The sequence below is a fragment of the Xanthomonas sp. D-99 genome, from assembly GCF_017746145.1.
GTDB classification, from domain to species: Bacteria; Pseudomonadota; Gammaproteobacteria; order Xanthomonadales; family Xanthomonadaceae; genus Xanthomonas; species Xanthomonas cissicola.
In genome coordinates, this window is record NZ_JAGHWU010000058.1 from 33,998 (window position 1) to 45,693 (window position 11,696).

The following is an 11,696-nucleotide window of genomic DNA, read 5'->3' on the forward strand; positions in this document are numbered from 1 at the left end:
GGCGACGACCGCAACCTGCGCTGGCAACGGGCTCCCGCGTGTCACGCATGCAGGCACCCGTCAAGCGCGCAAAGCCGGGGCAGGCTCACTACAATGCCCGCCCCGCATCCCAGCAGTTGCCGTATGAACATCGTTGTCAAAGAAGAACTCAAGGCCTATATCGACCCGCTGACGCCCGACGAGCACGAGGCCCTGGAACGCAGCCTGCTGGCCGAAGGCTGCCGCGATGCCTTGGTGTTGTGGGGCGATGTGCTGGTGGATGGCCACAACCGCTACGGTATCTGCCAGAAACACGGTCTGCCGTTCCAAACGGTACAGAACCCGCGCTTCCAGTCCATGCAGGATGTACACCTGTGGATGATCGAGCAGCACCTGGGCCGGCGCAGCGTGTCCGACTTCCAGCGTGGCGTACTGGCGTTGCGCAAGCGCGAGATCCTGGCCGCACGCCAACGCAGCCAGCGCGACGCCGACGCCGCTGCCGAAGCGCCGGCCGTGGCTGGCGACCAGCACGACACTGGCCTGGAGCAGAGCAGCGCGCACGCTGCTGACGACACCGACAGCCCACCGTGGGACGAGACCTCTACCCCGGTCAGCCGTGCCGAACTGGCCCGCGAAGCACGCCTGAGCAGCAACCAGGTGGTGATGATCGAACGCATCCACAAGCAGGCCGCGCCGGAAGTGGTGCAGGCGGTCAAGGCGGGCGAGATTTCGATCAGCGCCGCCGCTGCGGTGGCCACGCTGTCCGAAGACGAACAACGCGCCGCCGCGCAGGCCGGCAAGGCCGAGCTCAAACAGGCCGCCAAGCGCGTACGCGATGCCAAGCGCAAACCCAAGGCCGACGAGGCCGAAGGTGGCGAAGCCGAACGCCGCGACATCAAGGCCCTGCAGCGCCGCGTCACCGAACTGGAAAACGAAAACACCGCCCTGCAATCGAAGGTGACCGCACTGCAGGCGCAGCTCGAACGCCTGCGCGGCTGAGCGCGCACCCGACAGTCGACAGCAGCACGCAGGAGCGCACCCGGGCGCGACCGGCATTGCCGATAAAGCCCGTCGCGCCCGGGTGCGCTCCTATGACGGCAACAGCGCTGGGTCGCCCCAACCCAAGCGCAGCCGGAGCACAGGGCACGCAAGACGCGGCCACCAACCTGCGCGAGCGCTGGCGGCACCTGCCGTGGACATGCCCTGGTCAAACGACTGGGTACACTTCCCTGATGGAACCCAGTCTCAGCACTCCCCGTCCGATCGATCCTCGTCGTGCCCAGTTGCAGCGCATGAAGCTGTTGGCGGTGGCCCTGTTGCTGGCGATGTTCGCCGGCTTCGTCGTCAGCCACCTGATGGGCGAACACGGCATCTGGGCCTGGGTATCGGCCTTCTGCGAAGCGGCCACGGTGGGCGCATTGGCCGACTGGTTCGCAGTGGTGGCGCTATTCCGCCGCCCAATGGGCCTGCCGATTCCACACACGGCCATCCTGCCGCGCGGCAAGGAACGGCTGGCCGATGGGCTGGCAGTGTTCGTGCGCGACCAGTTCCTCGCCCCGGATGCGTTGATGGAAAAACTGCGGGTATTCGATCCCGCCAGCCGGCTGGGCGATTGGCTGGCCAAACCTGAGCAGGCGCGCATGCTGGCGCAGATGACGCGCGGCTGGATGTTGCAGGCGCTGGAACTGCTCGACGAGGCAGCCGTCCGCCGCGCGATTCAAGGTTTCGTGGTCGACCGCCTGCGCAAATGGAACGCCGCTGCCACCATCGGCGATGTCATGGCCCTGCTCACCACCGACGGCCGCCATCAAAAGCTGCTGGACGAAGTGTTGCTGCGGCTGGGCGAATGGCTGGACCAGGAGCAGGTCAAGACGCGCGCTTCTGCATTGATCGTGCGTTACGCGCGGCGCGAATGGCCCAAGCTGGTCGGCACGGTGAATTGGGTCAAGCCGATCGAAGAGATCGGCGACAGCCTGGCCGACCGCATGGCGCGTGCGGCGATCAAAGAACTGCAGGACATCCTCAAAACACCCGAGCACCCAATCAGGCTCGACTACGAAGCGTGGCTGCAGGGCTACATCACGCGCTTGCGCGACGAACCGGAAATGGCCGTGCGCGTGGAAGAACTGAAGCAACGCGCCATCGAACATCCGGCACTGCAGGACTATGTGCAAGGGTTATGGGGCGAAATTCGCGACGCACTGCGCAATGACCTGGCGCGCGAGCAATCGTCGATGGCCGCGCACGTGGAGCGTTCCATGCAATCGCTCGGCCGGGCCTTGTCGCAGGATCCCTCGCTGCGTGAGGCGCTCAATCAACATATGTTGCAAGCTGCCGACAAACTTACCGCGCGCTTGCGCACATCGGTCACCGACCATATTGCATCGACGATGAAAAGTTGGGACGAACGTCACCTCGTCGAACAATTGGAATTGGGGGTGGGACGCGATCTGCAATACATTCGGTTCAATGGAACCTTGGTCGGTGGACTGATCGGACTGATTCTTCACGCGTTGTCGATCTGGCTGTCGTTTTGATGCGGAAACGTCGATCGCCCATCCGAGCCGACGTGCAGGCTTAGGGGACTGCACACAGCCGTCGGATGTCGGGCGGTACCACGAGGTCGACGCAGGTCGGCCAGCACTCTGGGCACGTAACAGGCAAGGCGAAGGAACGAACATGCCGAAGGGCCGCTGGGATTTGCGCAGGACATACGGGCGTCGCGCATTCTTCGGTGCACTGCTGATCCTGAGCGCCGGCCTGGTTGCCGCGATCGTCACCGGCGTGTGGCTGCAACGGCAGAACGAGCTCGAGCGCCAGCAACGGTTCGACTACGTCGTGCGTACGCTGGCGCGCAACATCAGCGAGCGCATGCCCACCTTCGAGCATGGCTTGCGCGGCGCGCGCGGTGCGGTAATCGGCGCAGGCAGCGGCATCATCAGTCGAGAACGCTTCACCTTGTACAGCCGCTCGCGGGATTATCCACGCGAGTTTCCCGGGGTGCTGGGGTACGGCTATATCCATCGGGTCGCCCCGGCCGACGAGGCCGCATTTCTGCAGGCCGCGCGTGCCGATGGTGCGCCGGACATCCATCGCCGGCCGTTGGCGCCGTGGGATGGCGAGCGTTACATGGTGCTGTATTTCGAGCCGGAATCCTCCGGCAACCGCCCACTCGGCATCGATATCGCCTCCGAGCCGCGCCGGCGCGCCGCCGCCCTGCAGGCCGCACGCAGCGGCGCGCCGGTCATGACCTCGCCGATCTCGCTGTCCGGTTACCGCGTTCCCAACGAAAGCGGCTTTCTGGTGCTGTTGGCGGTCTATCGGGAAGGCATGCCATTGCAGACCCCGCAGCAGCGCATGCTCGCCACCAGCGGCTGGGTGTATGCGCCTTTCAGCGTCGAACAGATGGTGCGAAGCGCATTGGGTGAGCGCGACGACGTGGCGCTGGACCTGTCCGACCGCAATGAGCCGACCCACAATTTCTATCGCAGCGGCACGCCAGCCAGCGACAGCGCGCTGCGGCCGCCGGTGGTGCGGCTGTTGCCGATCTACGGCCGCACCTGGGTCATTACCGCCCACCCCACCGCCGGCTTCGTCGCCTCGCTCAACCAGAGTTCGCCCTGGTTGATCGGCGGGCTGGTGATGGCCGCCTCGGTCCTGTTTGCCGCCCTGCTGGTGCTGTATTTCAGCAACGGGCTGCGCCACGAGGAAGTGCTGCGCAAGCAGATGGAGCTGGCCGCGCTGGTCAGCCATTCCAGCGAAGCCATCGTCGCCGAAACCCCGGATGGACGTATCACGCACTGGAACCCGGCCGCCGAGGCGATGTTCGGTTACACGGCCGAGGAGGCGATCGATCAGGACCTGACCATGCTGCTGTCGCCGCAGCCGTATGCGATGCCGGAGGTCGACCATGCCGATGCGGCACTGGCGGGCAACGCATCGGCGGCGCAGACCATGCGCCATCGCGACGGGCATCAGGTGCATGTGCTGGCCAGCAAGGCGCCGATCATCGAAAGCGAAGGCACGCTCAGCGGCCATTCGCATTTCTTCCGCGACATGTCCGACCGTGTGCGCTCGCATCAACGCATCATCGACCTCAACGCCTCGCTCGAACACCAGGTCGCCGAACGCACCAGCGAGCTGGTGAAGTTCTCGGTGCTGCAACGCGCGATCCTGGCGCACGCCGGCTACGCCATCATCGCCACCGATTCCGGCGGCTTCGTCACGCTGTTCAATCCGGCCGCCGAAAAACTGTTGGGCTACAGCGCGGCAGAAGTGATCGGGCGGCGCAAGGCCAGCCAGTTCGTCGAGCCCGAGGAACTGCAGGAGCGTGCGCACATGCTGGCCGAGCAGACCGGTACGCCGGTGGCTCACACGCTGGAGGCGATCGCCGCGCTCACCAGCCTGGGTCGCAGCGACACCAGCGAGTGGACCTATGTGAGCCATGACGGGCGTCGCCTGCCGGTGCTGCTGACCTTGAGCACCCTGCGCGACGACCACGACCAGGTGATCGGCTATCTCGGCGTGGCGGTGGATCTCACCGAGCAGAAACTGCACGAAAAACAGCTGCGCCTGGCGATGGATGCGGCCAAGAGCGCCAACCAGTCCAAGTCCGATTTCCTGGCCAACATGAGCCACGAAATCCGCACGCCGATGAACGCCATCCTGGGCATGCTGTACCTGCTTCAGCGCAGCGAACTGCCCGGCGCAGCGCAGGACATGGTCGCCAAGATCGATCGCTCCGCGCGCACGTTGCTGGAAATCATCAACGATATCCTGGATTTTTCCAAGATCGAGGCCGGGCGTATCGACCTGGAATGCGCACCGTTCGATCTGAACCAGCTGTTCGACAACATCGCCGACCTGATGCGCTCCTCGCTCAGCGCCAAGCCGGTGGAAATGATCGTCGAACCCCTGCCGCGCGACAGCCGTTGGCTGCTGGGCGATGCGCTGCGCATCAACCAGGTGTTGGTCAACCTGGTCGGCAATGCGATCAAGTTCACCGAACAGGGCGAAGTGGTGCTGTCGGTACGCCGTTTCCCCAGCGGCGACCCCAACAAGTTCAAGCTGCTGTTTTCGGTCCGCGACACGGGCATCGGTATTTCCAAGGAAAAGCAGAGCGTGATCTTCTCGCCGTTCCTGCAGGCCGACACGTCCACCAGCCGGCGTTACGGCGGCAGCGGCCTGGGCCTGACCATTAGCCGGCGCCTGGTCGAATTGATGGGCGGCGAACTGGAAGTGGAAAGCGTGCCCGGCCGCGGCAGCGAATTCTATTTCGTGGTGACGCTGGAAAAATCCTCGCCACCGCAGGCACAGCGCGAATTGCCGGCCTTGCCGCCGGAAGCGATGCCGCGCGTACTGATCGCCGACGACCACGATGCAGCGCTCAACAACCTGGTGCGCATCGCCACCGAACTTGGCTGGCGCGTGGATGCCGTCGCCAGCGGACAGGCCGCGCTGCAGGCCATCGAACACGCTGCAGAGCCCTACGATATTTTCCTGCTCGACTGGCGCATGCCCGATATCGACGGGGTGGCCATTGCGCGCGAGATTCGCGCACGCGCCACGCCCGGCCCGCATCCGGTCATCGTGATGGTCACCGCCTACGAACGCCGCCTGCTGGAGCAACATCCCGAACAGCAGGATCTGGATGCGGTGATGACCAAGCCGGTGACCGGCGCGGCCCTGCACCGGCTGGTCGAGCAACTGCTCGAGGAACGCCCGGGTGCCCGCCCTGCCACGCCGACGTTTGTTGCGCGACGTCTGGAAGGCGCACACCTGTTGCTGGTCGACGACAGCGACATCAATTGCGAAGTCGCCCAGCGCATTCTGGAGGGCGAAGGCGCCATGGTCACCGTCGCCCACGATGGCGAACAGGCGGTGAGCACGCTCAAACGCGCGCCCAACCTGTTCCACCTGGTGCTGATGGATGTGCAGATGCCGGTGGTGGACGGTTACGAGGCCACGCGCCGGTTGCGCCAGATCCCGGCTCTGGCCAGCCTGCCGGTGATCGCGCTGACCGCCGGCGCCTTCCGGCCGCAGCAGGAAAAAGCGCTGGAAGCGGGCATGAACGGCTTTATCGCCAAACCATTTAACGTCGAAGAACTGGTCACTGCCATTCGTCATTTCTTGCAGCCGGGCACTCGGCGCATTCCCTCGCTTCCGCATGAGGCGCAGGCGCACGCCGGTCCCGAATGGAAATACAGCGACCCGGAATTGCTGGACGCCGCCCGCGCGCGCAGCCTGTGGCGCGAGCGCGAACCCTATGCGCGCTATCTGATCAAGCTGCTACGCGACAACCCGGACCCGGCTGAGGTAGCCGCCGAGCATCTGCGACGCAACGAACTGCCGGCCATCGGCGCGATGGCCCACAAGCTGCGTGGCGCGGCCGGATCGCTCGCGCTGCCGGCCCTGGCAGGTGCAGCCGGCGATCTGGAGACGCGGATCGAGGAAGGACACGACATCACCGCATCGCTGATCGCGTTGAAGGAGGTCATGCAGCGCACCGCCGAAGCGATCCGGGCATTTTTGCAACATGGCGACAGCGACGTTGCCGCCGACGAGGATGGCGCTGCGTTTGATGCAGACAGCGCGCAGATCCTGACATCGGCCTTTGCCAGCGACGATGCCGACCGGATCGATCACGCGCTATTGATCTGCGCGCCACGCTTGCCGCGCGCACTGCAGGAAGCCTTACAACGCGCGGTCGAAGATTTCGACTTCCGCCGCGCCGAAACCACGTTGCGCGAGTGGCAAACCACCCACCCGCACTGATCGCGCTCCCCGAGCGTTTGGCAAGGATCGACCATGCCGTCCCGCCCCCTGCTGTGTGTCGACGACGAGTCCAGCAACCTGGCCACCTTGCGCCAGCTGCTACGCGACGACTTCGCACTGGTCTTCGCCAAGTCCGGTGGCGAAGCCCTGGATGCGGTCAGCCGCCATGCCCCAAAGCTGATCCTGCTGGATGTCGAATTGCCCGACATGGACGGCTACGCGGTGGCACGTGCGCTCAAGCAACAGCCGTCCAGCAACGCCATCCCCATCCTGTTCGTGACCTCGCGCAACAGCGAGCAGGACGAACGCCTCGGGCTGGAAGCGGGCGCGGCCGACTATGTCAGCAAGCCCTACTCGCCGGCGCTGCTCAAGGCACGCATCGGTACCCAGTTGAAGCTGGCCGAAAACGCACGTCTTGCCCAGCAATACCGCGACGCGATCCATCTGCTCGGTACCGCCGGCCAGGGCCAGGACGCCGACACCGGCGCGCACATCTGGCGCATGGCGGTGTATGCGCGGGTCCTGGCCGAAGCGGTGGGCTGGTCGCCGCAGCAGGCGCAGACCCTGCAGGACGCCGCCCCGCTGCACGACGCCGGCAAGATCGCGGTGCCCGGCAGCATCCTGCAAAAGCCCGATGCGCTGGACGAACACGAACGCTCGGTGGTGCGCCAGCACCCGCAAGCCGGCCATGATCTGTTGCGCCACGGCCGCGGCCCGGTGTTTCGGTTGGCAGCGGAAATCGCGCTGCATCATCACGAATGCTGGGACGGCAGCGGGTATCCCCAAGGCTTGTCAGGCGATGCGATTGCCGAATCGGCACGCATCGTGGCGGTGGCCGACGTGTTCGATGCGCTCTGCGGACGACGCGCCTACAAAGCGCCCTGGACGGTGGAAGACGCCATGCGCAAGCTCGACAGCATGGCAGGCAAACAACTGGAACCGCGCCTGGTGCAGCATTTCCACGAGGCATTGCCGCAGATTCTGCAGATCAAGGACGCTTGGGACAGCCCAGTGGCTTAGAGCAGCTGACAAAACTGCTGCGCGATCGTCAGGCGGGCGCGGCCGGTGCTCGGAATCCTCATGTACCACTCCTACACTGCGGTTCTGAGCGCGCCGTCCGCGCCCACCTGAGGGCTGCTCGCTACGTTTTGTTGGCTGCTCTTAGCGCTGATTCGGGCAGGTCCCCGTGCTGATGCAGGCAGGCGAACGATCGCGAAAAGCGATCTGATGTCGGCGGTCCTCGGCCGCATCCTCATCCCAACCCTTTTTCAACAGGAAAGGGCTTAGCAAGGCGCCCGCCTGATGCCCTTCTCTCATTGGAAGAAGCCTCGAAGGGACGGATAAGCGTGCGCGCAACGCGGCCGCGTTCCTCGGCATGTCCGTCTGCCTCATGGCCGCTTCCCTCGCAGCGCACAACACCTGGCCTGCCTCCAACAAACGTACGCAGCGTTGCTGCCATTGGCTTGAACGCAGCGCTGCAGAGGCAGACAATGGACATGTTGCGCCGTACAACACCGTGCGACGCGGGCCGACCCTGCAGTCGTCTGCGACGCAGGCCGTGCGGCCCCGCAACCGAGAGTCCGATGTCCTCCAGCGTGCCCGAGGCCGGCGCTACGCCGCCGCGTTATCTTGATTACCGCATCATCTCGCTGATCCTGGCTTGCGCCATTTTCATGGAGCAGATGGATGCCACCGTGCTGGCCACCGCGCTGCCGACCCTGGCGCGCGATTTCGGCGTGGCGGCGCCAGCCATGAGCATCGCCATGATCAGCTACCTGCTGGCCCTGGCGGTGCTGATCCCGGCCAGCGGCGCCATCGCCGACCGCTTCGGCCTGCGCCGCGTGTTCGGCGCCTCCATCTGGGTGTTCGTCGGTGGCTCGATCCTATGTTCGCTGGCCGACAGCCTGCCCACCATGGTGGCCGCGCGCGTGCTGCAGGGCGCCGGCGGCGCCATGATGGCACCGCTCGGCCGGCTGATCCTGCTGCGCACGGTGGAGCGCCGCCATCTGGTGTCGGCCATGGCCTGGACGCTGGTGCCGGCCTTCATCGGCCCGATGCTGGGCCCGCCGCTGGGCGGTTTCTTCGTCTCGTACCTGGATTGGCGCTGGATCTTCTATATCAACGTGCCGATCGGTATCGCCGGCTTCCTGCTGGTGCGGCGTTTCATTCCCGAGATTCCCACCGAATCGGGGCCAGCGCGCTTCGACCTGCGCGGCTTCGTGCTGTGCGGCACTGCGCTCGGTTGCCTGCTGTTCGGCCTGGAAATGGTCAGCCAGGAAAACGGCATCGGCACGGCCAGCTGGTTGCTGGCGATCGGCGGCAGCGCTGCGCTGGGCTATCTCTGGCACGCGCGTCACCACCCTGCTCCGCTGCTGGATCTGAGCTTGCTGCGGATCGACTCGTTCCGGCTGTCGGTGATCGGCGGCGCATTGATGCGCATCACCCAGGGCGCGCATCCGTTTCTGCTGCCGCTGCTGTTTCAGATCGGCTTCGGCATGAGCGCTGCGCACAGCGGCCGCCTGATCCTGGCCACCGCGCTCGGCGCGCTGCTGATGCGCAGCATCACCCCGCAATTGCTGCGCCGCTTCGGCTATCGCAACAGCCTGATCGGCAACGGTGTGCTCGCCAGCCTGGGCTACATGGTGTGCGCGTTGTTCCGCCCCGATTGGCCGCCGGCGCTGATGTTCGGCCTGCTGCTGTGCTGCGGCGCCTTCATGTCGTTCCAGTTCGCCGCCTACAACACCATTGCCTACGAAACGTGCCCGCCGCGCGCATGAGCCGCGCCAGCAGCCTGTATACGACCTTGCAGCAACTGATGCTCTCGGTTGGCGTGTGTGCCGGCGCGATGATTCTCAACCTGGCGATGCTGGCCGGCGGCCACGCAACCCCGCACCAGGGCGATTTTTCGCTGGCATTTTGCATCGTCAGCCTGATCTCGCTCAGCGCCACCTGCTGGCATGTGCGCTTCGACAAGCACGCCGGGCAGGAAATGAGCGGGCATCGGGCGTAAGCCGGGCCCGGTCGCATTGCGGCGTGTGCTGGCCATGTTCTTGAGCCGCAAAACACAGCGCCTGGATATCCACCAGGCGCCGCGCTCAGAGCACGTCGGCGTACGCCATGCACCACGCCCTGCACGCCATGATGGCGCACCTGCCCAAGGAAATCAGCTAGTTGCCGGTGCTACGGTGGGGTCATGGAAACCAGAACCCCATCGTCACTGAAATGGCTTGTCGACAAGCGCGCCCGCCTCGCTGGCCACATTGCCCAGATCCAGAGAAGGGCCGACGCTGCTCGTCAGCGTGCGGCCGATCTAGACAGCAGCGTCGAGGCGACGCGCAGGGATCTTGAAGCCCTGGACCGCATTCTTGGCCTTCACGACATCTGCGTGCCGCCGGAGGTTATCCGACCGGTACGAATGTCGAGTGAGGGTCCGCTGCTACAGCGCGGCCATATCAGCCGAAACGTCCTGGCCTGCCTGAGAGAGGCGGCGGGTGAATGGCGGTCTACGACTGAGGTCCTGCTGTTCGTCGGCTCGCAGGGCAAGGCGGTGGACGGAAATGTGCAGTATGCGGAACTCAGGCTGCGGGTACGCAAATGCCTGCAGGCTCACTGTTCCGCCGGAAGGATCATCCGGCGGAACAGCCCGAGCACTAACGTAGAGGGTTACTGGGCACTCGCGCCCGACGCCGATGACGGCGGGATGCCCTGATTCATTAGGATCTCAGTCCCGCGCCGTTTCCCCTGGTAGTAGCCGCGCCACCACCGCGAATGCCCCACGGTGAGGGCCTTTACCAGAAGCATTTCGACCTGTGTTCTGATTGAGAACCTACGGACGTCCTCGCGCCACGCCATTTCGTTCGCATAGTCAGCCAGGTAAGCCGGCCGCACACCGTGCGAAACCCCATACTCCCAGCGTCTGAGCCGGCTGAAGAACGACTCGGCCTGGTTCTCGTTGACACCCTCGACCGAAACGTACTCTTGGCTATGCCTGACGGCGTAGTGGGTGTGTGTCGCTGAAACGGTCGCGTAGGCGGGACTTTCGTCGGTCATGATGATTGCTTCGGGGCTGACGTAACGCGCGATCAGCTTCGCGGCATCCTCGTCGTTCTCCGATCTGGCAACGGCGGCAATGCTGCGCACAGCCCCTTCTCCCAGTCGCCCTTGCTGGCGGAAGATCATCACAACACGCTTGTTCTTCCGCTTCTCCCAGTTCGTCCGTGTCATGCCGCTGGCATGCCATGGGCGTTTGGTCGGGCGTCCGGCGATCCGATCAACAATAGCCTGATCGTTTCGGCGTCCACGACGATTTGGCTTTCGAGGCTTTCCACCGAAGTAGCCGCCATCGATTTCAACGACGCCGGTGAGCGGTGTGAAGTCCTGGGTCCGGAAGATCGCCTCTCGCAGTTTTCCGAGGGTGACGTGCGCGGCCTTGTTTGAGTAGTCGCCCATCCGGCTCAATCCAAGGCCTGCCAACCCCTTCACCCCTGTGGCGTAATAGAAGGTCGCCAGGAGAATGCTGCGCAGGGACTTCTTCCTGCTGGAAAAGGCGGTGGCCGACGTTACCGAGAAATCCCGGCCGCACTCCTTGCATCGCCATTGCTGGCGCGCGGGCCGCCGGTAGTGCTGGGCCCACGCACCGCAGGCTGGGCATGCCTGGTGGGAGTCACTGCCCCAGCGCAGGCGGGCGAACATGGCATGGATCTCATCGTCCGACATGCCGTAGATCGAGTGGATGGAGAAATCGCGGTAGGCCGCGCTCCGAAGGTAGTGCTGAGTCATAGAATTGGTCCGGAAGTGCCGGGCCGGGGGCGAGCAGCGCCCCCCGCGGCTGCGGCATTGCTAAGGTCCGGGCAAGCCCCTCCCGTTAACGCCCTGCGGGCATGTTGACAATGGGTTTGGGAGGGGGGCACTATGGCTTCGTCGACGTCCCCCCGATTTTGAGT

General features: G+C 64.9%; 6 protein-coding genes, 1 other RNA gene and 1 pseudogene. 7 read left to right on the forward strand and 1 reads right to left on the reverse strand.

The features are described 5' to 3' along the window. The first annotated feature begins 123 nt into the window (after window positions 1–123). The 7 genes and pseudogenes from J7360_RS17565 (at window position 124) to J7360_RS17595 (ending at window position 10,462) form a co-directional block, all read left to right on the forward strand. Complete coding sequence (locus J7360_RS17565) at window positions 124–978, forward strand: hypothetical protein (RefSeq protein WP_017156201.1); 855 nt, start codon at window positions 124–126, stop codon at window positions 976–978. A 233-nt stretch (window positions 979–1,211) separates the two neighbouring features. Beyond that, window positions 1,212–2,516 (forward strand): DUF445 family protein, encoded by a 1,305-nt coding sequence (locus tag J7360_RS17570; RefSeq protein WP_209034335.1) that lies wholly within the window; start codon window positions 1,212–1,214, stop codon window positions 2,514–2,516. A 142-nt stretch (window positions 2,517–2,658) separates the two neighbouring features. Further along, window positions 2,659–6,753 carry a CHASE domain-containing protein gene (locus J7360_RS17575; protein ID WP_209034337.1) on the forward strand — a complete coding sequence of 1,365 codons (4,095 nt, stop codon included), beginning with the start codon at window positions 2,659–2,661 and terminating at the stop codon, window positions 6,751–6,753. Between the two features lie 33 nt (window positions 6,754–6,786). Then, the gene (locus tag J7360_RS17580) at window positions 6,787–7,773 is read left to right on the forward strand and encodes an HD domain-containing phosphohydrolase (protein ID WP_057659080.1); all 987 of its coding nucleotides are present in this window, start codon (window positions 6,787–6,789) and stop codon (window positions 7,771–7,773) included. Between the two features lie 60 nt (window positions 7,774–7,833). After that, a non-coding RNA gene (locus tag J7360_RS17585) (sX9 sRNA) lies at window positions 7,834–7,910 on the forward strand. A gap of 426 nt (window positions 7,911–8,336) precedes the next feature. Continuing rightward, a pseudogene (locus J7360_RS17590) lies at window positions 8,337–9,763 on the forward strand (MFS transporter). Window positions 9,764–9,946: 183 nt separating this feature from the next. Continuing rightward, window positions 9,947–10,462, forward strand: coding sequence for a hypothetical protein (locus tag J7360_RS17595; RefSeq protein WP_007969295.1), 516 nt, complete (start codon window positions 9,947–9,949; stop codon window positions 10,460–10,462). Here J7360_RS17595 and J7360_RS17600 read toward each other — a convergent pair. Further along, window positions 10,417–11,532: an IS1595 family transposase gene (locus J7360_RS17600; protein ID WP_209034339.1), complete on the reverse strand. Its 1,116-nt coding sequence runs from the start codon at window positions 11,530–11,532 to the stop codon at window positions 10,417–10,419. The two genes, J7360_RS17595 and J7360_RS17600, sit on opposite strands and share 46 nt — an antisense overlap. Between the last annotated feature and the right edge of the window lie 164 nt (window positions 11,533–11,696).